The sequence below is a fragment of the Streptomyces sp. CAU 1734 genome (genome assembly GCF_039888735.1).
Taxonomy (GTDB): domain Bacteria; phylum Actinomycetota; class Actinomycetes; order Streptomycetales; family Streptomycetaceae; genus Streptomyces.
Window position 1 is genome coordinate 143,893 of the sequence record NZ_JBDQQP010000011.1, and the last position, 26,318, is coordinate 170,210.

The window sequence follows — 26,318 nt, forward strand, 5'->3', positions numbered from 1 at the left end:
TCTGGAGAATGTCCAGCCTTTTGAGTGTCAACTATCGGACGACTTACCGGCCGAACGGGTACCGCCGGCCGTCGCACCTGCCTTGACGCCGGTTCCGGAACCGCCCGCACCCTTGGTGTTCGTGCCGGGGGCCTCGAAGGACTCCAGCGCCTCCAGCACATCCTGGACCCGCGAGATCTCCGTCTGGATGTCCTCGCGCCGCCGGACCAGTACGTCCAACTCCCGCTTCCCGTCACCGACCAGACGCCGCGCCTCCTCCTCGGCCTCCGTCCGGATCTGCTCACCCTCGCGGATCAAACCGGCCTTCTTCGCCTCGGCCTCCTTGAGCAGGCCCTCCGCCTTCCGCACGGCGGCGATGCGCACCCCGGCGGCCTCCGAATTGGCGTCGGACAGCAGCTCCTTCGCCTTGGCCGCGGCCTCCTCGCGCTGCTCGGTCGCCGCCTTGATGAGCTGATCGACCCGCTCACCGGTGGTCCGCATCTGCTCGGCGCTCTCCCGGCGGGCGCGCTCGTGCAGCTCCTCGACCTCGCTCGTGACCCGGATCCGCAGCTCCTCGCCGCGCTCTCTTATGGCCGTCGAGTCCCGGCGCGCGCCGACCAGCAGCTCATCGGCGTCGGTACGGGCCCGCTCCACCAGCGAATTGCCCTCCACGGTCGCCTCCGCGACCAGCCGCTCGGCCTCCTGGCGGGCCGCGCCCACCATGGCGTCGGCCTGCTCCTCCGCCTCCAGGGCGGCGCGCAGTGCCTCCTCCTGGGCCCGGTTCACCAGCTGGTCGGCCTGCTCGGCGGCGTCCCGGCGGCGCTTCGCCGCCGCTTCCCTGGCCTCGTCCACCGTACGGTCGGCGGCGATCCGCGCCTCCGCGCGCACCCGCTCCGCCAGCGCGTCGGAGTCGGCCTTGGTCTGCCGGGACTCCAGCCGGATCCGCTCGGCCGCCTGCTGGGCCGCGCCCACCGTGTCGGCGGCCTCGGCCCGCAGCCGCTCCGCCTCGCCCGCGGCCTCGGCGATCAGCTGATCCGCCTGGGACGCCGCGTCGGCGCGCCGCTTGTCGGCCGCCTTGCGCGCCTCGTCCAGCGCGGACTGTGCCTCCGCGCGGATCCGGTCCGCCTCGCCGGCCGCCTCGCCGATGAGCCGGTCGGCCTGGGCCGCCGCCTCGGAGCGGATGCGGTTGGCGTCGTCCCGGGAGTCCGCCCGGGTGCGGGCGGCGTCCTGCTCGGCACCGGCGACGGCGTCCGACGCCTCGGTGCGCATCCGCTGGGCGTACTCGGCGGTGTCCGCGCGGACCCGGTCCGACTCGGCCAGCGCCTCCGTGCGCAGCCGCTCCGCCTCCGCGATCGTCTCGGTGCGGAGCCGGTCGGCCTCCGCGACGGTCTCGGTCCGCAGCCGGTCCATCTCGGTGACGGTCTCCGAGCGGAGCAGATCCGACTCGGTGATGGCGTCGGTGACGGTCCGTTCGGCGAGCGCGTTCGCCGCGTCGGTCTCCTCCTGGGCGCGCCGGCGCAGCGCGGCGGCGTCCTCGGCGGCCCGCTCCCGCTCGGCGTGCGCGTCGGTGCGGACCCGGTCGGACTCGTCCTGGGCCTCGGCCCGGGTGCGCTCGGCCGCGTGCTCGGCGGCGGACCGCAGCCCGGCGATCTCCTCCTCGGCCTGCTCGTGCAGCCCGGCCACCGAATCCCGCACCTGCTTGGCGGTCTGCTCGGCCGCGGCCACCAGCTCGGTCGCCCGCCGGTCCGCCTCGCCGACCAGCCGCAGCGCCTCGGCCTGTGCCTCCTCCACCCGGTTGCGGGCGGAGGCCAGCAGCTCCTCGCTCTGCTCCCGGGCGCGCTCGCGCTCCCGGTCCGCCTCGTCCCGCGCGGAGGCCAGGATCTGCTCGGCCTCCCGGCGCCGGCGCACCGACTCCTCCTGGGCTGCGGCGAGCGCCTCGGCGGCCTCGGCCCCCACCCGGTCGGCGGCGGCGGCGGCCTCGGCCCGCAGCCGGCCCGCGGTGTCCTGGGCCTCGTTCTTCAGCCGCTCGGCCTCGGAGGCGGCCTCACTGCGCAGCCGGACGGCGATGTTCTCGCCCTCCGCGCGGGCCGTGGAGGCATCCGCCGCGGCCTCGTTGCGCAGCCGGTCGGCCTCGTCCTCGGCCTGTGCCTGGAGCGTACGGATCCGGTCCGCGGCCTCGGTCCGCTGCCGCTCGGTCTCCTCGGCGGCCTCCCGGCGCATCCGCTCGACCGCGGAGCGCGCGTCGGCCAGGGTCTGCTCGGCGGTCGCCAGCCGCGACTCGGCCTCGCCCTGGATCCGGGCCAGCTCGCGGGCGGCCTCCTCCTGGCGGGCGGCGACCGTCCGCTCGGACTCCTCGCGGAGCTCGGCGGCGGCCCGGTCGGCGGCCTCGCGGACCTCCGCGGCCTGCTCCTCCGCCTCGGTGCGCATCCGCTCGGCCTCGGCGCGGGTGCGCTCCAGCGTCTCCTCGGCCTGCCGGCGCAGGGTGCCGGCCCGCTCGGCGGCCTCGGCGCGCATCCGCTCGCTGTCGCCGGTCGCGCCGGAGCGGAGCTCGTCGGCGTCGGTACGGGCCCGGGTCAGCAGCTCCTCGGCGGTGCCGGCGGCGGCCTCGATCTGCTGGACGGCCTCCCGGCGCGCCTCGCCGCGGATCCGCTCGCCCTCGGCGACCGCCTCGGCCCGCAGCTGCTCGGCCTCGCCGCGCAGCCGCCGGGCCTCCTCCTGGAGCTCGACCGTCTTGGCCCGGTACTCCTTGGTGTCGTCCTTGGCCGCGCCCTTGAGCTCGTCGGCCTGCTCGGCGGCCTCGCCGCGCAGCCGGTCCGCCTCGGCGTCGGCCTCGCGGCGGATCCGCTCGGCCTCCTCGCTCGCCTTGCGGGTGGTCTCCCGGGCGTCGTCGTCGGCCTTGGTCAGGATCTCCTCGGCGGCCCGCGCGGCCTTGGCCAGCTGGGCGGCGGAGTCCTCGGCCGCGAGCGTGCGGGCCTTCTCGGCGGCGGTCGCGACCTGCTTCTCCGCCTCCGTACGGGCATCGGCGAGCAGCTGCTCGGCCTCGGCCCTGACGGCCTCCGACTCGGTGGTGGCCTCCGCGACCAGCCGGGCGATCTCCGCCTTGGCCGTACGGGTGCGCTGTTCATTGTCCGACTCGGCGGAGGTGAGCTGCCGGGTGGCGGCGTCCCTGGCCTCGCCGAGGACCCGGTCGGCCTCGGCACGGGCCTCGCGCAGCCGCTCCTCGGCCTCCTGCATCCGGGCCTCGGCGGCCCGGCTCAGCTCACCGGCCTGCTGACGGGCCTGTTCCGATTCGGCGATGGTGGAGGAGCGGAGCTGCTCGGCGTGGCCGGCGGCCTCCTGCGCCTGGCTGGAGGCGGCGTTCAGCAGGCGCTCGGCGTCCTTGCGGGCGCGCAGCAGCAGCGCCTCGGCCTCGGTGCGGGCGGCCTCGGTCTCGCCGGCGACCCGGCGGCGGGCCTCGTCGGCGACGCGCTTGGCCTCGGCCCGGGCCTGGCCGATGGCCTGCTCGGCCTCGGTCCGCGACTCGTCGAGCAGCCGCCGGGCCTGGGACTCGCTGCGGGCGCGCAGCTGCTCGGCCCAGGCGACGTTCTCATTGACGTGCGCCTCGACGGTGTGGCGGCGCTCGGCCAGCTCCTGATCGAGCCGCTGGCGCCGCTGGTTGGCCTCCGCATGCAGTTCCGCCTGGAGCCGCGCCTGGTGTTCGGCGTGTTCCTGGAGGATGCGCTGTGTCTGGGCGCGGGCCTCGCGCAGTTCGCGCTCGGCGTCGGCGCGCATCTGGTCGCTCTGGACCTGGGCGTTACGGAGCAGCTGCTCGGCCTGATACCCGAGATCGGCGCTGTCGTACGCGGGTCGGGAGGCGAGGTTGCGGCGCGCCTCGTGAAGCTTGGCGCGCAATACCTCGACCTGGTAGCCGAGGTCCTCGGCGTGCTGGACGGCCTTCTCCCGCTCGGTCTTCAGCCGGTCCATCTCGGCTTCGAACCGCGAGAGGTGGTCGTCGTCAGCTCGGTGGCTCTCCTGGCGTTCGTAGCCCCGCACTGCGCGGTCCCATCCGTCCCCTGGTCGCAACTGACTCCACACAAGCACCGTTCGCGCGCGAACGGCCCCCCGGGGAATGGTGACAGATCAACATGAGAACGCGCGGCGCGGCCCCGACCCGGCCCCGGCCCGGAACTGCCCACTCTACCGGGCCGGGAAAGCTGAGGTCAGTGCTCCGTTGCGGAGGTGACGAGTTCGGTGAGGACGCCATGGCAGTCCTTGGGGTGCAGAAAGGTGATCCGCGACCCCATGGAGCCGGTCCTCGGCTCGTCGTAGAGGACGCGTACGCCCTTCTCCCGCACGGCCTGCGCGTCGCCGTCCACATCGGCCGTGCCGAAGGCGATGTGGTGGACGCCCTCACCATTCCTGGCCAGCCACTTCGCCACCGCGGAGTCCTCCCGGACCGGCTCCAGGAGCTGGATCCAGGAGGCCCCGCCGTCGGAGGTGCCGTTGATCCTGAGCATGGCCTCGCGCACGCCCTGCTCCTCGTTGACCTCGGTGTGGAAGACCTCGAACCCGTAGGTGGACCGGTAGAACTCGACAGTCGTGTCGAGATCGAAACAGGCGATTCCGATGTGGTCGATTCGCGTCAGCATCTCCCCAGTGGAGCGCCGGAGGCCCGGTTACGCAACGTGCGCGCGATCACACCGACAGGCCGGTGACCCCGGCGCGTACCGCTCAGTACATTTGAAGGTGAACCAGCGTTCACCCGCTCACTCCGCGGCCCCCGGGCCGGTAAGGGGATCGTGTCTCATGTCTGTCAGGACCGGTACCACCTCAGTGATCGTCGCGGGCGCCAGGACGCCCATGGGGCGGCTCCTGGGCTCGCTCAAGTCCTTCTCCGGCGCCGATCTGGGCGGGGTCGCCATCAGGGCCGCCCTGGACCGGGCCGGGATCGGTCCGGACCAGGTGCAGTACGTGATCATGGGGCAGGTGCTCACGGCCGGCGCGGGGCAGATCCCGGCCCGGCAGGCGGCCGTCGCCGCCGGGATCCTGATGGACGTGCCCGCGCTCACCGTCAACAAGGTCTGTCTCTCCGGTCTGAACGCCATCGCCCTGGCGGACCAGCTGATCCGCGCCGGTGAGTTCGATGTGATCGTCGCGGGCGGCCAGGAGTCGATGACCAACGCGCCGCATCTGCTGCCGAAGTCCCGCGAGGGCTTCAAGTACGGCGCCGTGCAGATGCTCGACGCCATGGCCCACGACGGGCTCACCGACCCCTTCGAGTCCATCGCCATGGGCGAGTCCACCGAGAAGCACAACACCCGGCTCGGCATCGGGCGCGCCGAACAGGACGAGATCGCCGCCCTCTCCCACCAGCGGGCCGCCGCCGCCCGGAAGAACGGCGTCTTCGACGCGGAGATCGCCCCGGTGGAGATCCCGCAGCGCAGGGGCGACGCGGTGGTGCTCGCCGAGGACGAGGGCATCCGCCCGGAGACCACCGCCGAGTCGCTGGGGCGGCTGCGGCCCGCCTTCGCCGAGGGCGGCACCATCACCGCCGGCACCTCCTCGCAGATCTCCGACGGCGCGGCGGCGGTCGTGGTGATGAGCCGGGCGAGGGCCGAGGAGCTGGGCCTGGAGTGGATCGCCGAGATCGGCGCGCACGGCAATGTCGCGGGTCCCGACAATTCGCTTCAGTCGCAGCCGTCCAACGCGATCGCCCATGCGCTGCGGAAGGAGGGCCTGACCGTCTCCGACCTCGATCTGATCGAGATCAACGAGGCTTTCGCGGCCGTCTCCGTGCAGTCAATGAAAGATCTTGGGGTGTCACCCGAAAGGGTGAATGTCAATGGCGGTGCCATTGCCCTCGGGCATCCGATCGGCATGTCCGGCGCCCGGATCGTGCTCCATCTCGCGCTGGAACTGAAGCGCCGCGGCGGCGGGGTGGGCGCCGCGGCCCTCTGCGGCGGCGGCGGTCAGGGCGACGCCCTGATCATCCGCGTCCCGGGGCGGTAGCCCGTCCCGCGGCGGGTCGGGTCCGGGGCGGCGCCCCGGTTACGGGAAGGGGCGGGTGGGGAGAAGGCGCCGGTACGGGCCCGCCCCCATCCGCCGGCCACACATCACACGAGGAGCACCCCATGGTGGACGTCCCCCAGCTGGTCGCCCAGGCGAGAGCCGGCCGCCCCCGCGCCGTCGCCCGGCTGATCTCCCTGGTCGAGGGGGCCTCCCCGCAGCTGCGCGAGGTCATGGCGGCGCTCGCCCCGCTCACCGGCGGCGCCTTCGTGGTGGGTCTGACCGGCTCGCCCGGCGTCGGCAAGTCCACCATCACCTCGGCGATGGTGACCGCGTACCGCGGAGCCGGGAAGCGGGTCGGCGTGCTGGCCGTCGACCCCTCGTCGCCGTTCTCGGGCGGGGCGCTGCTCGGGGACCGGGTGCGGATGTCGGATCACGCCTCCGACCCGGGTGTGTACATCCGCTCCATGGCCACCCGGGGGCATCTGGGGGGCCTCGCCTGGTCCGCCCCGCAGGCGATCCGGGTCCTCGACGCGGCCGGGTGCGAGGTGATCCTGGTGGAGACGGTCGGGGTGGGCCAGTCGGAGGTGGAGATCGCCGCGCAGGCGGACACCTCCGTGGTGCTGCTCGCGCCGGGCATGGGCGACGGAATCCAGGCCGCCAAGGCGGGCATTCTGGAGATCGGCGATGTCTATGTCGTCAACAAGGCCGACCGGGACGGCGCGGACGCCACCGCCCGGGAGCTGAACCACATGCTCGGTCTGGGGGAGTCGCGGGGGCCCGGTGACTGGCGTCCGCCGATCGTCAAGACGGTCGCCGCGCGGGGCGAGGGCGTCGGCGAGGTCGTCGATGCCCTGGACAAGCACCGCGCCTGGATGGAGGAGCGCGGTGTCCTGGCCGAACGCCGGATCCGCCGGGCCGCGCGGGAGGTGGAGACCATCGCGGTCACCGCGCTCCGCGAGCGCATCGGCGATCTGCACGGCGACCGCCGGCTCGGTGCTCTGGCGGAGCGGATCGTGTCGGGGGAGCTGGATCCCTACCGGGCGGCCGATGAGCTGGTCGCCGGGCTGACGGAGCGCTGAAGCCCCGTCCGCGCGGACGGGGGACGGCGGAACCCGGCCCGGCCGGGACACGGGGGATGGAGTACCGGCCGGGGCGGGGGCTTCGCGGCGGGCCGTGGACCGGCCCGTGTGGCGGAAGGATCAGTCGTCGTTCTTGTCGTCCCGGTCGTCCCGGTCATCGCGGTCGTTCTTGTCGTCCGCGTCGTCGCGGTCGTCGTCCCGGGAGTCGTTCCGGTCGCCGCGGTCGTCGTTCCGGTCGTCGGTGTCCGCCGACGGAGAGGTCCGGCCCGTCTGCGCGTCGACATGGATCTCGCGGACGTCGCCCTTGTCCGTACGGATCTCGATGTCCCAGTGACCGTCGTCGAACTCGACATCGGTCACCGTGCCGGGCGTGAACGCCAGCGCGGCCTTCGAGGCCTGCCCGGCGTTGATCTTGGCGGCGGCGAGGGCCTCGCCGTCGCGCTTGTCCTCGGCCCGGTCGTCCCCGTCGTCGTCCCCGTCGTCGGTGTCCGCGACGGACGCCGAGACCTTGCCCGACTGCGAGTCGACCCGCACCTCGTGGCCGGCGCCCTTGGCGTCCACCACCTCGATCTCCCACTGGCCCTTGCCGTCGTCGTCGCGGTCCACCGACACGACCGAGCCGGGGGTGCGCTCCAGCGCCGCGCCGACCGCTTCCTGTGCCGTGATCTTCGACGTGGGCGCCGAATCGTCCGCGGAGGCGGCGACGGCGGTGAAGGCACCGCCGCCGACGATCAGGGCTGTGACGGCTGCGGCGACGACGATCTTGCGCTTCATGAGGGGTTCCTCCCGGAGGGTTTCGGGTCTGTCGGCTTGCGTCGACAGGGACCAATCTCCTCCGGGCTTGCTGAACACAGCCTGAAGTCACCTGAAGCGATCTTCAGCTTCGGTTTGCGACTCTTGTGCACATGCGTTTGTTGATCGTGGAGGACGAGAAGCGGCTGGCACTCTCCCTCGCCAGGGGACTGACCGCCGAGGGGTACGCCGTGGATGTGGTCCACGACGGCCTCGAAGGGCTCCACATGGCCTCCGAGGGCTCCTATGACCTCGTCATTCTCGACATCATGCTCCCGGGCATGAACGGATACCGGGTCTGTGCCGCGCTGCGCGCGGCCGGGGACGAGGTCCCGATCCTGATGCTGACCGCCAAGGACGGCGAGTACGACGAGGCGGAGGGGCTCGACACCGGGGCCGACGACTATCTGACCAAGCCCTTCTCCTATGTGGTGCTGGTCGCCCGGGTGAAGGCGCTGCTGCGCCGCCGGGGCCGCGGCGGGGCGTCCCCCGTGCTCACCGTCGGCGATCTGCGGGTGGAGACCGCCGCCCGCCGGGTCTTCCGGGGGGACGAGGAGGCCGCGCTCACCGCGAAGGAGTTCGCCGTCCTGGAACAGCTGGCGGTCCGGGCCGGTGAGGTGGTCAGCAAGGCGCAGATCCTGGAGCACGTCTGGGACTTCGCCTATGACGGCGACCCGAACATCATCGAGGTCTATATCAGCGCACTCCGCCGTAAACTGGGCGCGCCCCGGATCCAGACCGTGCGCGGGGCCGGCTACCGGCTGGTGGCCGGACGATGAGATCCGTACGCGCCAGGGCCGCGCTCGGCGCCACCGTGGTCGTCGCGGTCGCGCTGATCGCCGCCGGTGTCTCCGTACTCCTTGTCCTGAAGACCTACCTGGACGAGGAGGCGACCGATCAGGCGAAGCTGACGGCCACCTCGGTCGCCGCCGACTACGCGGCCGGGCGCCGGCTCGCGCTGCCCGAGCCGGAGGACGGTGAGCCGCCCGTGCAGGTGGTGGACGGCCAGAGGCGGGTGATCGCCATCAGCGACGGAGTCCAGCAGATCACCGGCACCGGGTCCTCCGAGGTCACGGCCGTCCCCGAGCGGAAGCCGCCGCGCGGTGACGACGACGACCGGGACGACGAGGACGACGGCGCGGAGGACCGCAGGGTGTCGAGCGCCCCGGTGACCTACACCGAGGGCTCGGTGACCGCGGGCGGTGACACCGCGAAGTACAAATTCGCCGCCGTCCAGGTGCTGGAGGGCGACGAGACGGCCGCCACCGTGTACGCCGGCGCCCCGCTCGCCGTCGAGGAGGGCGCGGTGGAGCAGGTCCGGGACGGCATGCTGATCGGCCTTCCGGTGCTGCTGGTCGTCGTCGGCGGAGTGACCTGGCTGGTCACCCGGCATGCCCTGAAGCCGGTGGAGGGCATCCGCGCCGAGATGGCCGCCATCACGGCCTCGGAGGATCTCTCCCGGCGGGTCCCCGAGCCGGACTCCCGGGACGAGGTCGCCCGGCTCGCCCGCACCACCAATGAGACGCTGACCGCGCTGGAGGCGTCGGTCGAACGGCAGCGGCGCTTCGTCGCCGACGCCTCGCACGAGCTGCGCAGCCCGATCGCCTCGCTGCGGACCCAGCTGGAGGTGGGCGCCGCCCATCCGCAGCTGCTGGATGTGCCGGGCGCGGTCGCCGACACCGTACGGCTTCAGCAGCTCGCCGCCGATCTGCTGCTGCTGGCGCGGCTGGACGCGGGGGAGCGGCCGGGGCAGGCCCGGCTGGATCTCGGTGAGCTGGCCCGGGAGGAGGCGTCGCAGCGGACCGGTGACCGGGTCCCGGTCCGGGTGGTCGTGGACGCCGCGGAGGGGCCCGGCTTCGAGGTGGACGGCTCGCGTTCCCAGGTGGCGCGGGTGCTGGCCAATCTGCTCGACAACGCGCAGCGGCACGCCCGCGGCGAGGTCGTCGCCTCGGTGCGCCGGGAGCGCCGGGAGGTGGTGCTCTCGGTCGCCGACGACGGCGACGGGGTGCCGGAGGAGGAGCGGGAGCGGATCTTCGAGCGGTTCGTCCGGCTGGACGACGCCCGCACCCGGGACGAGGGCGGCGCCGGGCTCGGTCTGGCCATCGCCCGCGATGTGGCCGCGCGCCACGGCGGCGGTCTCACCGTCGGCGCGACACCGGCCGGCGGGGCGCTCTTCGAGCTGCGACTCCCCGCGGCACCCGCGGAGTGAGGGCGGGCGCCGCGGCGGGGCCGCGGGTCAGCTCTTGCCGCGGTGGCCGCGCAGATGATCGGCGACCGGGGCGAGGGAGGCGCGCAGATCGCCCAGCGCCTCCGGGGTCATGAGGTCGATGAAGTGCTTGCGCACGGAGGCCACATGGTGCGGGGCGACCCGGCGCATCGTCTCCATGCCCTGGTCGGTGAGGACCGCGTACAGACCGCGCCGGTCCGATTCGCAGTTCTCCCGGCGGACCAGTCCGGCGCTCTCCATGCGGGTGATCTGGTGCGAGAGCCGGCTCTTCGACTGGAGGGTGGCGGCGGCGAGGTCGCTCATCCGCAGCCGCAGATCCGCCGACTCCGACAGATTGACCAGGATCTCGTAGTCGTTGTTGGTCAGGCCGAACGGCTGGAGGTCCTTTTCGAGCTGGTGCATCAGCAGCCGGCTGACATCGAGATGGGCGCGCCAGGTGCACTGCTCGTCTTCGGTCAGCCAGCGAGTGGCCGTCTCGGTCTCCATAACAGAATTCTACCTAAGAAGTTGAAAGACGGACGAAGTCTGGGAGTGTGACGCACGGCACTCGCGGGGAGTGCCGGTGCGGTCCGCGCAGCGTACTGGTGGCGCGCTGGGGGTGCAGACGTTCGACGTCACACTCCGCAGACTACCGCTCACAGGCCGAAGCGGCGTTGGAGGTCTCCCAACTGGCCGGGCAGACGCGGACCGGAGCCGTGTTGACCCGCCGGACCGCCCGGCGCGCCATGACCGCCGGGCACCCCGGCCTGCGGCGGCGGCGCCCCGGTCGCCGTCTCGGCCAGTACCGCCTCGGTCGACTGGAGCAGTACGGTCCCGGCGCCCGCGAACTCGAACTGGTGCTCCTCGCCGGAGGCCCCGCCGATCCCGGTCAGCGCCCGCACCCCGCCCATCACCCCCGACATGTACCCGTGGTCGTAGTGGTGACAGGGGGAGGGGCAGTCCGCCCAGCCCACCAGCGCCTGCGGATCCACCCTGATCGGCGGCTCCATGAAGACCACCGGGCCGTTCGACGCGGCGACGAACCTGCCGGTGCCGAGCAGGGTCAGAAACCCCGGCACGATCGACTGCTTCAGCGCCAGTGACGGCTGGTAGGCCAGCAGATTGCCGGACCGGATCGTCAGATTCCCGTCGTCCAGGTCGAAGGAGTTCACATCGAACGCGCGGTCCGCGAGGAGCATCTTCCCGCTGCCCTCGGCCACCACCCAGTCACTGGCATGCAGCGGTGAGTGGAACGAGGTTCGGAGCAGCCGGTCGAGCCGTCCGTGCCCGATGCCGTTGAAGTCGATGCGCCCGTAATAGGCGATCATCTTCCCCTTCTGGAGGAACCACTGGCCGCCCTTCAATTCCACACAGAAGGTGTACGGGTTGACATTGTCATCACTCGGCAGGGTCATCGGATCGAAAACAACAGGAGAACTCACAGCTTTTCCTCCGAAGCCTGGACATACACCGCACCGCTGCCGCTGAGCTCCAGCTGGAACGCCTCACCGGAACCGCGCCCCACCATGTCGCGCCAGCCCAGCGCGGTGGAGAGCTTGTTCCGCACCTCGCCGTGGTGGGCCACATACGCCTGCGGGTCCACATGGACCGGGCGGCCGGGGGTGATCGGCAGTTCGATCACCCCGCCGTGCGCCATCACCGCGGCCGAGCCGTGGCCGCGCAGGGTGGTCGTGAAGAGCCCCTGTCCCGTCACCTGGCCGCGCACCATGCCCATGACCCCGCCCTGCGAGCCGAGGAACACCGTGCCCTGCTCCAGGCTTCCGTCGAAGGCCAGCAGCCGGTCCGCCTCCACATGGAGGGTGTCGCCGGTCAGGGCGATCACCTGGATGTGATGCCCGCCGTGGCCGAACAGCACGGTGCCATGGCCCTCCACCGTCATCAGCGGGGTCGCCTCACCGGCCACCCGGCGCCCGATCATCGACGCGAGCCCGCCCTGGCCGCCCTGGAGATTCGGGGTGAAGGACACCTCGCCCTGGTACGCGAGCATGGCGCCGCGCTGGCTGAACATCCGCTGCCCGGGGAGGATCGCGGCCTCGACCATCCGGGAATTGATCTCACGGAACGGCATCTCAGAGCTCCCCGCCGATCGTGTTGCGCTCGCTGGGCTGCACATAGACCAGCCCGTCGCCCTCGAAGCGGATCTGGAACGCCTCGCCGCCGCCCTCGCCCAGGAAGGAGCGGAAGGTCACCCCCGACTGGAAGTGCTGCTGAAGACCGCCCTGATGGGCGACATAGGCGCCGGGGTCCACCGAGAGCGGATACTGCGGGGTCACCCGCAGCGCCACGGCCGGGCCGTCCGACATGATCGCGACCTGGCCGCTGCCCTCGACCGTGGTGGTGAAGAGGCCGTGGCCGGTGGCACCGCCGCGCGCCCCGGTGAAGCTGGTCCCGGTGCGCAGCCCGCCGGCGGCGCAGAGCATATTGCTGGCCTCCACATGGAGCTTGTCGCCGAAGAGGCTGATGAGACTGATCTCGGACGCCCGGTCGGCGAACCAGCAGGTGCCCCGGCCCGTCACCTCCATCATGGTCATCTGCTCGCCGGTCAGCCGGCGGGTGACCATCCCGCGGATGCCCTCACCGCCGCCGGACAGCTTCTTGAAGGCCATCTGGCCGTCATAGGCGACCATCGACCCGTTCTTCGCCTTGACGGTGTCACCGGTCATGTCGACCGCGAGCACCTTGCTCCCCTGGAGCCGGAACGTTGCCACTCCACGACGTTAACCGGCGCCACCGACAGGAGGACAGGCTCACCGGGACCGGATGCGCACCCCGGACAAAGGGTTGGCAAAGAGAACTGGCAGAATGATGCCGCCCTTGTGAGCGCATTCACAAGATCGCCCCCGCACTGCACGAACCTCACCGCATTGAAGGTGCCTCCGTGGACATCAAGACCGCCTCGTCCCTCCACCGCCTCCGCCTGGTCTCCGCGCCGGAGGCCGTCTCCTTCATCCTGCTGATGATCGCCTCGGTGCTGAAGCGCACCACGGAGTTCAACGCGGTCCCCGCCCTCGGCATGATCCACGGCATCCTCTTCGTGATCTATGTGCTCTTCTGGCTCGACGCCTGGAACCGCACCAAGTGGTCCTTCGGAACCGCCGCGCTCTACTTCATCCTCTCCGTGCTGCCCTTCGGCGGCTTCGTCGCCGAGCGCAAGCTCAAGCGCGCGGCCGACGACGCGGTGATCGCCTCCCGCGCCCGCGCCGAGGGTGTCGTCAAGGCGTAGCCCGCACCGCCTTCCCCGTACCTCCCGTCCGCAGCCCGTCCAGCCCCCGGCCCGTCCGCCGGGACGGTGGACGGGCCGCGGCCGTCCGGCCCGGCATGCCGTGATGCCGGTGGTGCGGATGACATCAATGGGGCGGATGTGACGGACGGGGATGGGGTGGCCGGGGTGGGAGGGCCGATGGGTGAGACAGTGCTGACCGCCAAGTGACCACTGGGTAGGGTCGTGCCGTGCCGAAGCCGCTCAGCCTTCCTTTCGACCCCATCGCCCGCGCCGACGAGCTCTGGCAGCAGCGCTGGGGGCCCGTTCCCTCCATGACCGCGATCACCTCCATCATGCGCGCGCACCAGATCCTGCTCGCCGAGGTCGACGCCGTCGTCAAGCCGTACGGGCTGACCTTCGCCCGGTACGAGGCGCTGGTGCTGCTCACCTTCTCCAAGGCCGGCGAGCTGCCCATGTCCAAGATCGGCGAACGGCTGATGGTGCACCCGACCTCGGTCACCAACACCGTCGACCGGCTGGTCAGGTCCGGTCTGGTCGACAAGCGCCCCAACCCCAACGACGGGCGCGGCACCCTCGCCTCCATCACCGCGAAGGGGCGCGACGTGGTGGAGGCGGCCACCCGCGAGCTGATGGAGATGGAGTTCGGCCTCGGGGTGTACGACGCCGAGGAGTGCGCGGAGATCTTCGCCATGCTCCGCCCCCTGCGGGTCGCGGCCCGCGACTTCGAGGAGAGCTGAGCCCCGGGCGCGCGGGGCGGCGGGCGGGGCCGACCCGGCCGGGGAGCGTCCCGTACGCCCCGTTACGCTCGTAGCCATGAAACAGAACGTGCTCACCCGCTACCGGGTGATGGCGTACATCACCGCCGTCTGGCTGCTCGTCTTCACCGCCGCCATCGTCATGAAGTACGGCTTCGAAACCGGCGACACCATGATGATCTCGCAGATCCACGGTGTCCTCTTCATCGTCTATGTCGTCTTCGCCTTCGACCTGGGCTCCAAGGCGAAGTGGTCCTTCGGCAAGCTGCTCTGGGTGCTGGCCGCCGGCTGCATCCCGGTCGCCTCCTTCTTCGTGGAGCCGAGGATCTCCCGTGAGGCCCGCGCCCTGATCACGGACGGCGACAGCCGGCCCACCGCCGCCAAGGCGTGAGCTCCCGCCCCGGAGCCGGCCGGACCCGCCGGCTCCGGTGACCCGGCCCCGCGGGGGCCGGGGCCGTACACCGCCGCGCGGGCGCACCGCGGCCCCGATTTCCACCGGCGCGATCCCCGTTCGAGCGATCATCATGGACGGATAGTAGGACGTCCTAGTAAATTCGACGGTATGGACGCTGACGCGATCGAAGAGGGCCGCCGACGCTGGCAGGCCCGTTACGACGGGGCCCGCAAGCGGGACGCCGATTTCTCCACGCTCTCCGGGGATCAGGTCGAACCGGTCTACGGACCCCGCCCCGGCGACACCTATGAAGGCTTCGAGCGCATCGGCTGGCCCGGGGAGTACCCCTTCACCCGCGGTCTCCACCCGACCGGCTACCGGGGCCGCACCTGGACCATCCGCCAGTTCGCCGGCTTCGGGAACGCCGAGCAGACCAATGAGCGGTACAAGATGATCCTGGCCGCCGGCGGCGGCGGGCTCTCCGTCGCCTTCGACATGCCCACCCTCATGGGCCGGGACTCCGACGACCCCCGCGCCCTGGGCGAGGTCGGCCACTGCGGGGTCGCCATCGACTCCGCCGCCGACATGGAAGTCCTCTTCCAGGGCATTCCGCTCGGCGATGTCACCACCTCGATGACGATCAGCGGCCCCGCCGTACCGGTCTTCTGCATGTATCTGGTCGCCGCCGAGCGCCAGGGCGTCGACCCGGCCGTGCTCAACGGCACCCTCCAGACGGACATCTTCAAGGAGTACATCGCCCAGAAGGAGTGGCTCTTCCAGCCCGAGCCCCATCTGCGCCTGATCGGCGATCTGATGGAGCACTGCGCCCGCGACATCCCCGCGTACAAGCCGCTCTCGGTCTCCGGCTACCACATCCGCGAGGCCGGGTCGACGGCCGCGCAGGAGCTCGCGTACACCCTCGCCGACGGCTTCGGCTATGTGGAGCTCGGCCTCAGCCGGGGTCTGGAGGTGGACACCTTCGCCCCCGGCCTCTCCTTCTTCTTCGACGCGCATCTCGACTTCTTCGAGGAGATCGCGAAATTCCGGGCGGCCCGGCGGATCTGGGCCCGCTGGATGCGGGATGTGTACGGAGCCGGGACGGACAAGGCGCAGTGGCTCCGCTTCCACACCCAGACGGCGGGGGTCTCGCTGACCGCGCAGCAGCCGTACAACAATGTCGTCCGCACGGCGGTCGAGGCGCTCTCCGCGATCCTCGGCGGCACCAACTCCCTCCACACCAACGCCCTCGACGAGACCCTCGCCCTCCCGAGCGAACAGGCCGCCGAGATCGCGCTCCGCACCCAGCAGGTGCTCATGGAGGAGACCGGGGTCGCCAATGTCGCCGACCCGCTCGGCGGCTCCTGGTACGTGGAGCAGCTGACCGACCGGATCGAGGCCGAGGCGGAGCGGATCTTCGAGCGGATCAGGGAGCGCGGCCTCCGGGCGCACCCGGACGGCGAACACCCCATCGGCCCGATCACCTCCGGGATCCTGCGCGGGATCGAGGACGGCTGGTTCACGGGGGAGATCGCCGAGTCGGCCTTCCGCTACCAGCGGTCGCTGGAGAAGGGCGAGAAGCGGGTCGTCGGGGTCAATGTGCACCACGGCTCGGTCACCGGGGACCTGGAGATCCTGCGGGTCAGCCACGAGGTCGAGCGCGAGCAGGTCCGGGCGCTGGCGGAGCGCAGGGCGCACCGGGACGACGCCCGGGTGCGGGCCGCGCTGGAGGCGATGCTCGGCTCCGCGCGCGACGGCTCGAACATGATCGGGCCCATGCTGGACGCGGTGCGGGCGGAGGCCACGCTCGGGGAGATCTGCGGGGTGCTGCGGGAGGAGTGGGGTACGTACACGGAACCGCCGGGCTTCTGAGCCGGGGCGCTTCCGGGGCCGGGGCCGGGGCCTTCCGGGGCCCGGGAGCCGGCGGGAGTGCGAGCGGGGCGGTGCGGGCGGTGGGCGGGTCCCGGAAGCGGCCGGGATCCGGCCGGTACGGCCCGTGCTGTGACCCGGCTCACCGGATGGATCCCGCCTCGCGCCCGGCGCCCGGCCGCCGGGTGAAACCCCGTGCGGGCACCGGTCCGTACGGCCTCCGGCGCCCGCCGCCGGGTGCTGGGCGGGGCCCCGCGCCGACCCGATTCCGGCGCCTTCGCGGGCCGCGGTTTTCCCTGCGCCCGCGGAACGGGGAGGATGTACTCATGCAGCCTAGGAATATGTCCATGAGCGGCGTCGTCGACCTCGCCGCGGTGAAGGCGGCCGGAGAGGCCAGGGCGAAGGCCGAGCAGGCCCGCGCCGAGTCCGCGCGCACGGGGGGGCCCGGCGCCGTGCCCCCCGCCGATCTGGTGATCGATGTCGATGAAGCGGGCTTCGAGCGCGATGTGCTCCAGCGTTCGGCCGAAGTGCCGGTCGTCCTCGACTTCTGGGCCGAGTGGTGCCAGCCCTGCAAGCAGCTCGGTCCGCTGCTGGAGCGGCTGGCGGTGGAGTACAACGGCCGCTTCCTGCTGGCCAAGATCGATGTCGACGCCAACCAGATGCTGATGCAGCAGTTCGGGATCCAGGGGATTCCGGCCGTGTTCGCGGTGGTCGCCGGCCAGGCGCTGCCGCTCTTCCAGGGCGCCGCCCCCGAGCAGCAGATCCGGCAGACGCTGGACCAGCTGGTGCAGATCGCCGAGGAGCGCTTCGGCCTGACCGGGATCCCGGTCGACGCGGCGGAGGGCGGCCCCGAGGACGCCCCGGCCGAGGTCCCGGCGGGGCCGTACGACGCCCTGCTGGAGGCGGCCGTGCAGGCGCTGGACGCGGGTGACTTCGCCGGCGCCGTACAGGCGTACCGCAATGTCCTCACGGACGATCCCGGCAACACGGAGGCCAAGCTGGGACTGGCCCAGGCCGAACTGCTCCGCCGGGTCAAGGACATGGATCCGGCCCAGGTCCGCCGTGAGGCGGCGGAGAAGCCCGATGACGTCGAGGCACAGATCGCCGCGGCCGATTTGGATCTGGTCGGCGGCCATGTGGAGGACGCTTTCGGCCGTCTTGTGGAGGCGGTCCGCCGCACCGCGGGCGAGGAGCGGGACGCGGCACGCGTACGGCTGCTGAACCTCTTCGAGGTCATCGGTCCGGACGACCCCCGGGTCGGTGCGGCTCGTTCCGCGCTGGCGAGGGTACTGTTCTAGGCCAACTTCCGAAGTGCCCGTCAGACGTATGGATTTGACCGGGAATGTGGTGATGGGCGGCGGTGGCGCGAAGGGTGCGCCACCGCCGTTCTGGCCATTTGTCGATCGTGCATGATCGTTTTTTGCTGAAACTTGGCAATCGCGGGTACTGTTACTCGCAGTAAATCAACTGATTTCTTCTATCCGACTATGGCCCGCATTGCCCGTCCGTGTCGGTGTGTTTCACTGCACCCTGCGTGCCTGCCCGGCGCCGCCCGGACGAGGCGCGGTTATCGGCCCATTACTGGCCAGTAATGAACCCTCTTGTGCCAGGGCCCGGAATGCACCACGATCGGCCACGCTCGGTCCACTGACGCACCAGCCCGGCCTCCGGCCGTGCCGCCGACATGGGTCCCCACCGGGCCGGCCGGTGGCAGCAACTCCGGTCGCGGACAGGGGGGTTCCTGCCGGACGGCGGGGCCTGTCCGATTCCGGCCGTGCGTGACTCGTGCGACATGTCAGGCGCGGCCAGTGGTTGTCGCTCGGGGGTGATCGCCGGTGTTTCGGCCGCGGTGTGCGCCGGATCCGCGGGCGCTCCCCTTCCCGAGGACGTCGCGCTTCTCCCATCCCCGGACGGATCCAGGAGGTCCGGACGGGAGATGTACGTCCGAGAAGGAGGAAAGTCATGGAGTCCGAGACTCGTGGCGGAACCAGATGGAAGCGGTTCGCCCTGGTCATGGTGCCGAGCGTGGCGGCCACCGCCGCGATAGGCGTCGGTCTGGCCCAAGGGGCGCTGGCGGCGTCGTTCGCCGTGTCCGGCCAGGAGTTCAAGGTCAAGGCCGGATATCTGTACGGCGAGGGCTTCGCCCAGTACGGCGGGGTGGACCTCGGCTATGTGGACACAACGGGGGACGAGAAGGTCCACCGCGCGGTCGCGATCTCGTCCTTCCGCTACGCGGAGATCGAGGACATGTGCCAGTCGGTGGTCAGCCAGGTCCCGTTCGTCGGTGAGATCACGCTCCGGCTGAAGGCGGGCGGGGGTAGTGAACGCGTCAAGGCGGACAACCTCTACCTGGACATCAGCCAGCTCGACGCCAAGGCCGAGTTCACCAACATCGACATCGGTGTCGCGGCCAAGGAGACGGACCCGAGCCGCAAGGGCAAGGGGCCGGTCGTCAAGGACAAGGGCATCGCCAACGGGTTCGCACAGCAGGCCGAGGTGGCCAAGTTGTGGGACGTGGAGCAGAAGGCATGGGCGACCACCGCCGGCAGCTTCACCCTGAACGGTCTCAGCATGCGGCTGCTTCGCGGCAGCGGTGACGGGATCGAGTGCTTCTGACGGTGCCGCCGTCCGGGCGGGCGGGAAGTCCCCCCGACTCCCTGCCCGCCCGCCCAATTCTCCACCCAGCACGATCAGTTCCAGGGAGCTGTTTTCCATGAGCGCCGAATCCTTCGCCACGGGGCAGAACGAGCACTACCTCCGCGTCATCCGGCGTCGTTTCCGCACCTGGCGTGGGCAACGACCTTTCTGGGCGGGGCTGTTCACCATTCTCGGCGGTATTCCGATCGCCTATTTCCCCTATGCGATTCTCCAGGTCGGGAATCTGACGCTCGCCATGTCCACCACCGCCGGCGCGGGCGCCCTCATCATCGGCGTACTGCTGGTCACCCTGGGGCTGACGATGTGGTTCCACGCCATCGTCAGAGTCTTCGCGGGGGTCGCCTCCATTCTGCTGGCGCTGGTGTCGATTCCGATCGCCAATCTCGGCGGCTTCATCGTCGGCTTTCTCTTCGCGCTGATCGGCGGCGCCCTCTCGGTCTCCTGGGTCCCGGGGAAGCCGGCCGCGGACGACGGCTTCCCCCCGCCCGCCGGTGCGCAGCCGTGGGACGCGACCGGCACCGGGCACCCGGAGGCCGGCACCGGAGCCGACGGCGGGAGGACCAGTGCCGGGTGATGTCACACCGCCGGACCCGGACCGGGGGAGGGGGCGGTCCGGGAGGGGACGCCACGCCGCTCCGCGCAGGTCTTTGCTGACCAGGCTTCAGATACCCGCGAGCAAGGCGCTGGCCCTGGCGGCGATGCCGACCGCCGTCTTCGTGGGCATGGGGCTGGCGCCCCGGCCGGCGCTGGCGGAGGAGAAGGACATTCCGTTCGCCCCCGGGCCCTGTGTCACCCGCTCCGAGGAACCCGCCGATCCGTCCCCGTCCCCCGATCCCTCGCCCGATCCCTCTTCCGACCCGTCCGCGTCGCCGTCGCCGTCCCCGTCCGCCGGTGTCCCGGGCGGTCCGTCGGCCGATCCGCCGGGACGCACCCCGGCGGCTCCCTCCGGGGATCCTTCCGCCGGTCCCTCCGGTTCGCCCTCGGGGGACCCGACGGGCGGGAAGCCGGAGCCGTCCCCGTCGAAGAGCGGGAACCCGCTGGATCCTCTCGGCCTCGGTGCGGTGATCAAGGATCTGGTCACCGGCACCGGCGGATCCGCCGGCTCCCCGGCCGCACCGTCCCCGGCCGTACCATCCCCGGCCGGGCAGGACGCCGGCCCCGGGGCCGCGTCCGGGAAGCCGTCCGCGAAACCGTCCGGCACACCGTCCCCGAAGCCTCCGGGAAAGCCCGGAAAGACCGGAGAGCCCGGGAGGCCGGACGCCGAACCGGAACCGGAATCCGGGCGGACCGAGCAGGCGGAGAAGGCCGAGCGGGCCGAGAAGGAGATCCGGGAGGCGGCCGGGAAGGCGGGCGCCGAGGTGGCCGAGCTCCCCGAGGAGGCCAAGGGGCTCGACCCGAGGAAGGACCGCGACATCCCCGACGGCGCGAAGCCCCGCTTCCCCTGCCCGGTCCCGGACCCCGAGGCGCTCGCCGCGGCCGAGGAGGAGTCCGGCATCCCGCTTCTCGCGGACGACCCGTGGATCCTGGAGAGCTCCGTGCTGACCCTCCGCGGCCTCTCGTACCACGGCATCGTCGAGGTGCGGACGGGGAGCGGCACGGTCAAACCGGTGCTGAAGTTCACGGCGTCGAAGGTCGACATCGGGGATCTGCACCAGCTCGCGAAGGGCCCGCTGGGCACCACACTCCATGTGGAGGCGGCCAGGGGCTCGAATTCCACCATCAGCGACGGCACGGTGACGATGTACACCGAGGAGCTGAAGGGCAATCTCTTCGGTGTCTTCCCGGTCACCTTCAGCCCGAGGACCCCGCCGCCGCTCGACATCCCCGTGGCCGTCTTCACCGATGTGCGGGTGGTCCAGGCGGGGCAGTTCGGCGGCACACTCGCCATTCCGCGGATGCGGAACTACGTCACCGGTGCCGGCGCCGGCGGCTGACGGGCCCCGACGGCCGTCCGTATCCGTCCGTATCCGTCCGTATCCGTCCGTACGGGGGCGGCTCCGCCCGGGTCGTGCGAAAAAGGCCGGAAGCCCCGGTTCGACGAGGGAACCGGAACTCCGGCCGTGCGGCCGCCCGCCCCCGTGGGCGCGGTGAATCACGCGCGCCCTGCGGTGGTCGCCCCGGCCGCCGCCCGCCGCCGCCGAACGGTGCGGCGGCGGATGACGGCCGGAGTCGTGATACTGCCACCCGCCACTGACAACGGCGGCGCCGAGCCGGTCCCGGTCCGGGGTACCCCCGTGGCCCCGGACCGGGTCACCGGCTCAGCAGTACGCCTTCGCCGCCCGCTTGGCCGTGCCCTTGGCCGGCTTCTCGGTGCACTTCACCCCGCCCTCGGCGTTCACGTTCCAGCTCCGGGCCTTGCCGTGGCCGGTCTTCCCCCAGCCGGTGCCGCGCGCATTGCAGGTCTTCGCCGCGTAGTACCCCGACGCCCGCTTCACCCCGCTGAAGACCACATAGGTGCCCGGCTTGTTGAAGTTGACGGTGACCGACTCGCTCCGCGCCTTCGTCTTCTCGCCCGCCTTGGCGAGCGTGCCGGAGACATGGGCGTCGAGACTGGAGATGACCCAGCTCGCGGAGTACGAGGCGCCCGCGGTGATCTCCCGGCTGGAGGAGACCGAGGTCTGGTACGTCGCCGACTTGGTGAAGGTGCCCGTACCGTGCTGCGGGATGTTGATCTGGCGGGCGTGGGTGATCACCCAACTGTGCTTGCGGCTGGTCCACTTGGCGTGCTTGTACCCCGGCTCGCAGACGACCGGCGCCGCCGCGGCGCCGCTCACCGGGCCGGCCACGGCCAGGGTCGAGGCCGCGAGGCCGGAGGCCAGCAGAGCGGCGAGAATTCTTCTGTTCATGGTGTGTTTCCCCGTTCCGGCGAATATCGGTGGACACCGCGGGCCGGGTCCACCCGGCGTGCTCCGGTCCCGCCGCGGAAACGGACGGGACCGCACCGCCGGCCGCTCCGGGGGATGTCCCGGGGCCGGCGGTCTCCCGTGGACAGCATGGCGACACCGGCCGCCCGCTGTCGTTGGCGGTCCGTGCCCGGAAACTTGTGCCCGGGTGAACCGCCTACCGGACCCGCTGCCCCGGAAGGACCGGCACCACCGGTGCCCGCCCGGCGAGCGCCGTGTGGCGGTACTCCCTCGGCGGCATCCCGTACGCCGCGCGGAAGGCCCGGCTGAACTCGGCGGCCTGGGAGAAGCCCCAGCGGGCGGCGATCGCGTGGATGGGCACGGCCGTCAGGCCCGGGTCGGCCAGATCGGCGCGCGCCCGTTCCAGCCGGCTCCGCCGCACGAGGGCCGAGACGGTGACCCCCTCGGCCCGGAAGAGCCGGTGCAGATAGCCGGTGGAGATGTTGTGCGCGGCGGCGATGGTCCCCGGGCTCAGCTCCGGGTCCGGCAGCTGCTGCTGGATGAACGACTTGATCCGCAGCGTCAGCGCCCGCCGGTGCGTATGGGGCTGGAGTTCCCGGTCGGCCTCCAGGGCGTGGGCGAACATCGCCGCCACCAGATCCACCAGGACCAGGCCCAGCCGGGGCGCTTCCCGGGCCCGGAAGGACGCGGTGTCGTCGGCCAGTTGGCGGAGGAACTGCGCCAGCAGCGCCCCGACGCCCGACCGCGACGACATCGGGATGCCGATCGCCCGCTCGGCACGGGCCCGCGGCAGCGGCAGCAGGGCCTTCGGCACCTCGACGCCCACGGTGTGCAGGGTCTCCCGGCGGCTCCAGATCACACACGGACGGGAGGTGTCGTTGGTGTGGTACTCCCGGGCCCCCACATCGACCTCCTGCCGGTCCCGGCTGACCCCGCCGCTGCCCCGCAGGACAAGGGAGAGATGGTAGTTCTCGGGGTCGGACTGCCGGATCAGCCTCGCCGTGCGGTGAAAGGTGACCGGCTGGAAGAACGCGGGCCAGATCAGCGCGCCGCCGAGGTCGATGACCCGCTGCCGCGCCTGGAATCCGGCCGGGTGGGCGGTGCTCAGCCGCATGGGCGCGTGGGTGGCGCTCATCAGCTCGCACCAGTGGTCGAACCGGTCCTCCGGCGGCAGCTCCGCCGTGCTGAACACCACCTCCGGCAGCCCGCCCGGATCCGCGCCGGCCGGCGGCGGCCAGACCGGACCCCCGGCACCGTCCGCCTCCGCCGCCCCCGGCCGCCGTGCCGGAACGTTCCCTGCCATGCCGACTCCCTTTCGACTGGGTGGAGTGGAGCCGAGTCAACCGGACGGGCGCGGGGGAGGAAAGCCGGTTGGTGAACCCGGGCGGCGCGGAAGGGCGAAGCCGGTCCCGGGCGGCGCGGGAGAGGAAAGCCCGTCCGGGAAGAACCCGGGCGCAGCGGGAGGGCGGACCCGGTCCCGGCCGCCGCCGCCCCGGACGCGCTGGTGGGCCGCACCCCGGTCTCCGGGATACGGCCCACAATCCGCCGGCCGGGCCGTGTGTCACCCGGCGGGGCGCCGCGTCACCCGTCCCCGGGCGCCGCCGCGCGTCGCGCGAACTACGCCTGCTTGCCCAGGTGGTGCACCCGGACCATGTTGGTGGTGCCCGGCACACCGGGGGGCGAACCGGCCGTGATGATCATGGTGTCGCCCTCGTTGTAGCGCTGGAGCTTCAGCAGCTCCGCGTCGACCAGGTCCACCATCGCGTCCGTGTTGTTCACGTGCGGGACCACATAGGACTCCACGCCCCAGCTCAGCGTGAGCTGGTTGCGGGTCGACTCCTCCGTGGTGAAGGCGATGATCGGCTGACACGCGCGGTAGCGGGAGAGCCGGCGGGCCGTGTCACCGGACTTGGTGAAGGCCAGCAGCGCCTTGCCGTCCAGGAAGTCGGCGATCTCGCAGGCCGCGCGGGCGACCGCACCGCCCTGGGTGCGCGGCTTCTTGCCGGGGACCAGGGGCTGGAGGCCCTTGGCCATCAGCTCCTGCTCCGCGGCGACCACGATCTTCGACATCGTCTTGACGGTCTCGATCGGGTACGCGCCGACGGAGGACTCCGCCGACAGCATCACCGCGTCCGCGCCGTCCAGGATCGCGTTGGCGACATCGGACGCCTCGGCGCGGGTCGGCCGGGAGTTGGTGATCATCGACTCCATCATCTGGGTCGCCACGATGACCGGCTTGGCATTGCGGCGGCAGAGCTCGATCAGCCGCTTCTGCACCATGGGGACCTTCTCCAGCGGGTACTCCACCGCCAGGTCGCCGCGGGCCACCATCACACCGTCGAACGCCATCACGACGTCCTGCATGTTCGCGACCGCCTGCGGCTTCTCCACCTTGGCGATGACGGGGACACGGATGCCGACCTCGTCCATCACCTTGTGGACGTCCTTGACGTCGTTGGCGTCCCGGACGAAGGAGAGGGCCACCAGGTCGCAGCCCATCCGCAGGGAGAACTTGAGGTCCTCGATGTCCTTCTCGGAGAGGGCCGGGACGTTGACCGCCGCGCCGGGCAGGTTGATGCCCTTGTGGTCGGAGATCACACCGCCCTCGACGACGATCGTCTTCACCCGCGGGCCCTCGATCTCGACCACGCGCAGCTCGACATTGCCGTCGTTGATCAGGATCTGGTCGCCCTTGGACACATCGCCGGGCAGACCCTTGTAGGTGGTGCCGCAGATCGACTTGTCGCCCGCGACATCCTCGGTGGTGATGGTGAACTCGTCGCCGCGGATCAGCTCGACCGGTCCCTCGGCGAAGGTCTCCAGGCGGATCTTCGGACCCTGGAGGTCGGCGAGGACGCCCACCGCCCGGCCGGTGTCGGCCGACGCCTTGCGGAGCCGGTCGTACCGGCCCTCGTGCTCGGCGTGCGAGCCGTGGCTCATATTGAAACGGGCCACATTCATGCCGGCCTCGATGAGCGTTTTCAACTGCTCGTACGAGTCGACGGCGGGGCCCAGTGTGCAGACGATTTTGGAACGGCGCATAAGGCGGATCCTATCGGTTTGTTTCGACTCGGAATTTTCGGGCTGGTGGAATGTACAAATGGGCAGGGGTTAGCTCATTCGAGTGATTCACCGGCCACCAGTGCGAATGTCTGGCGGGCGATTTCCAGCTCCTCGTCGGTCGGCACCACGGCCACCGCGACCCGGGCGTACGGAGGCGACACGATCCGGGCCTCGTCCGAGCGCTCCGCGTTCAGCCCGGAGTCCAGGGCCAGGCCCAGCTCCTCCAGGCCCGCCACCGCGGCCTCCCGCACCGGCGCCGCGTTCTCGCCGACCCCGGCCGTGAACACCACGGCGTCCACCCGTCCCAGTACCGCGCAGTAGGCGCCGATGTACTTCTTCAGCCGGTGAATGTAGATGTCGAAGGCGAGCCGGGCCCGCTCGTCGCCCGCGTCGATCCGCCGGCGGATCTCCCGCATGTCGTTGTCGCCGCAGAGCCCGACCAGCCCGCTCCGCTTGTTGAGCAGCACATCCACATCGTCCGCCGACATCCCGGCGACCCGCATCAGATGGAAGGTCACCGCCGGGTCGATGTCACCGGAGCGCGTCCCCATGACCAGCCCCTCCAGCGGGGTGAGACCCATGGAGGTGTCCACGCACCGGCCGCCCGCGACCGCCGAGGCCGACGCGCCGTTGCCCAGGTGCAGCACGATGACATTGACGTCCTCCGGCGCCTTCCCCAGCAGCCGGGCCGTCTCCCTGGAGACATAGGCGTGCGAGGTCCCGTGGAAGCCGTACCGCCGGATCCGGTGCGCGTCCGCCGTCTCCACGTCGATGGCGTACCGCGCCGCGTACTCCGGCATCGTGGTGTGGAACGCCGTGTCGAAGACCGCCACCTGCGGCAGATCCGGCCGCAGCGCCCGTGCCGTGCGGATGCCGGTGATGTTCGCCGGATTGTGCAGCGGCGCCACCGGAACCAGCCGCTCGATCTCGGCCAGCACCTCGTCGTCGATCACCGTCGGCACGCTGAACCGCAGCCCGCCGTGGACCACCCGGTGACCGATCGCGGCCAGTTCGGGGGAGTCCAGGCCCAGACCGTCCAGGGACAGCTCCTCGGCCACCGCCGTCAGCGCCGCGCCGTGATCGGCGATCGGACCCGTCCGCTCCCGCTTGGCGGGGTCGGCGGCGGCCAGCGGGGTGTGCACCAGGCGTGACGTTTCCTCACCGATCCGCTCGACCAGCCCCACCGCCAGTCGCGCGCCGTCGCGCATGTCGAGCAGCTGGTACTTCACCGACGAGGAGCCGGAGTTGAGGACGAGGACGCGAGTGGCGGTCATGGGACCTTCTGTGATCGTGCGGAAACGGGACGGGATGGTGCTCACGGTCCGGCCGGGGCCGGTGTCACGTGTTCGGTTGTACGGGTTCGGCCGCCCGACGCGCCGGTACGGTGCGGCCGTGCCCGGGACGGTGTCGTCCGTACGGAGTCGGCGGTC

At 71.6% G+C, this 26,318-nt stretch carries 23 protein-coding genes; 12 read left to right on the top strand and 11 right to left on the bottom strand.

Features of this window, described 5'->3' with window-relative positions:
• Positions 1 to 27 precede the first annotated feature (27 nt).
• Both scy and mce read right to left on the bottom strand, forming a co-directional pair.
• Positions 28 to 4,011 carry a polarized growth protein Scy gene (scy, locus tag AAFN69_RS22050; RefSeq protein ID WP_347730372.1) on the bottom strand — a complete coding sequence of 1,328 codons (3,984 nt, stop codon included), beginning with the start codon at positions 4,009 to 4,011 and terminating at the stop codon, positions 28 to 30.
• Positions 4,012 to 4,178: 167 nt separating this feature from the next.
• The gene (mce, locus tag AAFN69_RS22055) at positions 4,179 to 4,607 is read right to left on the bottom strand and encodes a methylmalonyl-CoA epimerase (RefSeq protein ID WP_347730373.1); all 429 of its coding nucleotides are present in this window, start codon (positions 4,605 to 4,607) and stop codon (positions 4,179 to 4,181) included.
• A 157-nt stretch (positions 4,608 to 4,764) separates the two neighbouring features.
• Between mce and AAFN69_RS22060 the strand changes: the two genes are divergently transcribed.
• A complete protein-coding gene (locus AAFN69_RS22060) occupies positions 4,765 to 5,967 on the top strand; it encodes an acetyl-CoA C-acetyltransferase (RefSeq protein ID WP_347730374.1) in 1,203 nt (400 codons plus the stop codon).
• Positions 5,968 to 6,089: 122 nt separating this feature from the next.
• Positions 6,090 to 7,046, top strand: coding sequence for a methylmalonyl Co-A mutase-associated GTPase MeaB (meaB, locus tag AAFN69_RS22065; protein WP_347730375.1), 957 nt, complete (start codon positions 6,090 to 6,092; stop codon positions 7,044 to 7,046).
• A 120-nt stretch (positions 7,047 to 7,166) separates the two neighbouring features.
• Here the strand turns inward: meaB and AAFN69_RS22070 are convergent, their stop codons facing one another.
• On the bottom strand, positions 7,167 to 7,820 hold the full coding sequence (locus AAFN69_RS22070) for a PepSY domain-containing protein (RefSeq protein ID WP_347730376.1): 654 nt from the start codon (positions 7,818 to 7,820) through the stop codon (positions 7,167 to 7,169).
• A gap of 131 nt (positions 7,821 to 7,951) precedes the next feature.
• On the opposite strand from AAFN69_RS22070, the gene AAFN69_RS22075 reads away from it, so the two are divergent.
• Together AAFN69_RS22075 and AAFN69_RS22080 are read left to right on the top strand one after the other, a co-directional pair.
• A complete protein-coding gene (locus AAFN69_RS22075; RefSeq protein WP_347730377.1) occupies positions 7,952 to 8,617 on the top strand; it encodes a response regulator transcription factor in 666 nt (221 codons plus the stop codon).
• Positions 8,614 to 10,047: a HAMP domain-containing sensor histidine kinase gene (locus AAFN69_RS22080; RefSeq protein ID WP_347730378.1), complete on the top strand. Its 1,434-nt coding sequence runs from the start codon at positions 8,614 to 8,616 to the stop codon at positions 10,045 to 10,047. Before AAFN69_RS22075 ends, AAFN69_RS22080 begins: the two co-directional genes overlap by 4 nt.
• Positions 10,048 to 10,074: 27 nt before the next feature.
• On the opposite strand, the gene AAFN69_RS22085 is transcribed toward AAFN69_RS22080, so the two are convergent.
• From AAFN69_RS22085 to AAFN69_RS22100, 4 genes are all read right to left on the bottom strand, one after another.
• Positions 10,075 to 10,551 (bottom strand): MarR family transcriptional regulator, encoded by a 477-nt coding sequence (locus AAFN69_RS22085; protein WP_347730379.1) that lies wholly within the window; start codon positions 10,549 to 10,551, stop codon positions 10,075 to 10,077.
• A gap of 149 nt (positions 10,552 to 10,700) precedes the next feature.
• Complete coding sequence (locus AAFN69_RS22090; protein WP_347730380.1) at positions 10,701 to 11,486, bottom strand: AIM24 family protein; 786 nt, start codon at positions 11,484 to 11,486, stop codon at positions 10,701 to 10,703.
• Positions 11,483 to 12,133, bottom strand: coding sequence for an AIM24 family protein (locus AAFN69_RS22095; protein ID WP_347730381.1), 651 nt, complete (start codon positions 12,131 to 12,133; stop codon positions 11,483 to 11,485). Before AAFN69_RS22095 ends, AAFN69_RS22090 begins: the two co-directional genes overlap by 4 nt.
• Before the next feature lies 1 nt (position 12,134).
• Entirely contained in the window at positions 12,135 to 12,728 is a 594-nt protein-coding gene (locus AAFN69_RS22100; RefSeq protein ID WP_347730516.1) for an AIM24 family protein, read from the bottom strand.
• A gap of 215 nt (positions 12,729 to 12,943) precedes the next feature.
• Here AAFN69_RS22100 and AAFN69_RS22105 point away from each other — a divergent pair, with 215 nt between their 5' ends.
• The 8 genes from AAFN69_RS22105 (at position 12,944) to AAFN69_RS22140 (ending at position 20,895) form a co-directional block, all read left to right on the top strand.
• Entirely contained in the window at positions 12,944 to 13,288 is a 345-nt protein-coding gene (locus tag AAFN69_RS22105; RefSeq protein WP_347730382.1) for a DUF3817 domain-containing protein, read from the top strand.
• 227 nt (positions 13,289 to 13,515) lie between these two features.
• Positions 13,516 to 14,025: a MarR family transcriptional regulator gene (locus AAFN69_RS22110; protein WP_347730383.1), complete on the top strand. Its 510-nt coding sequence runs from the start codon at positions 13,516 to 13,518 to the stop codon at positions 14,023 to 14,025.
• 76 nt (positions 14,026 to 14,101) lie between these two features.
• On the top strand, positions 14,102 to 14,434 hold the full coding sequence (locus AAFN69_RS22115) for a DUF3817 domain-containing protein (RefSeq protein ID WP_347730384.1): 333 nt from the start codon (positions 14,102 to 14,104) through the stop codon (positions 14,432 to 14,434).
• A gap of 171 nt (positions 14,435 to 14,605) precedes the next feature.
• Entirely contained in the window at positions 14,606 to 16,306 is a 1,701-nt protein-coding gene (locus AAFN69_RS22120) for a methylmalonyl-CoA mutase family protein (RefSeq protein WP_347730385.1), read from the top strand.
• Between the two features lie 323 nt (positions 16,307 to 16,629).
• On the top strand, positions 16,630 to 17,601 hold the full coding sequence (locus tag AAFN69_RS22125; protein ID WP_347730386.1) for a tetratricopeptide repeat protein: 972 nt from the start codon (positions 16,630 to 16,632) through the stop codon (positions 17,599 to 17,601).
• A 664-nt stretch (positions 17,602 to 18,265) separates the two neighbouring features.
• Positions 18,266 to 18,919 carry a DUF6230 family protein gene (locus AAFN69_RS22130; RefSeq protein ID WP_347730387.1) on the top strand — a complete coding sequence of 218 codons (654 nt, stop codon included), beginning with the start codon at positions 18,266 to 18,268 and terminating at the stop codon, positions 18,917 to 18,919.
• 97 nt (positions 18,920 to 19,016) lie between these two features.
• A complete protein-coding gene (locus tag AAFN69_RS22135; RefSeq protein WP_347730388.1) occupies positions 19,017 to 19,535 on the top strand; it encodes a DUF6114 domain-containing protein in 519 nt (172 codons plus the stop codon).
• 73 nt (positions 19,536 to 19,608) lie between these two features.
• A complete protein-coding gene (locus tag AAFN69_RS22140) occupies positions 19,609 to 20,895 on the top strand; it encodes a hypothetical protein (RefSeq protein WP_347730389.1) in 1,287 nt (428 codons plus the stop codon).
• A gap of 324 nt (positions 20,896 to 21,219) precedes the next feature.
• Here the strand turns inward: AAFN69_RS22140 and AAFN69_RS22145 are convergent, their stop codons facing one another.
• From AAFN69_RS22145 to AAFN69_RS22160, 4 genes are all read right to left on the bottom strand, one after another.
• Positions 21,220 to 21,807, bottom strand: coding sequence for a hypothetical protein (locus AAFN69_RS22145; RefSeq protein ID WP_347730390.1), 588 nt, complete (start codon positions 21,805 to 21,807; stop codon positions 21,220 to 21,222).
• A gap of 214 nt (positions 21,808 to 22,021) precedes the next feature.
• On the bottom strand, positions 22,022 to 23,128 hold the full coding sequence (locus tag AAFN69_RS22150; protein ID WP_347730392.1) for a helix-turn-helix domain-containing protein: 1,107 nt from the start codon (positions 23,126 to 23,128) through the stop codon (positions 22,022 to 22,024).
• 314 nt (positions 23,129 to 23,442) lie between these two features.
• Positions 23,443 to 24,867, bottom strand: a complete 1,425-nt coding sequence (gene pyk, locus AAFN69_RS22155) for a pyruvate kinase (RefSeq protein WP_347730393.1) — start codon at positions 24,865 to 24,867, stop codon at positions 23,443 to 23,445.
• A 74-nt stretch (positions 24,868 to 24,941) separates the two neighbouring features.
• Positions 24,942 to 26,162: an acetate kinase gene (locus AAFN69_RS22160; RefSeq protein WP_347730394.1), complete on the bottom strand. Its 1,221-nt coding sequence runs from the start codon at positions 26,160 to 26,162 to the stop codon at positions 24,942 to 24,944.
• Positions 26,163 to 26,318: the final 156 nt, after the last annotated feature.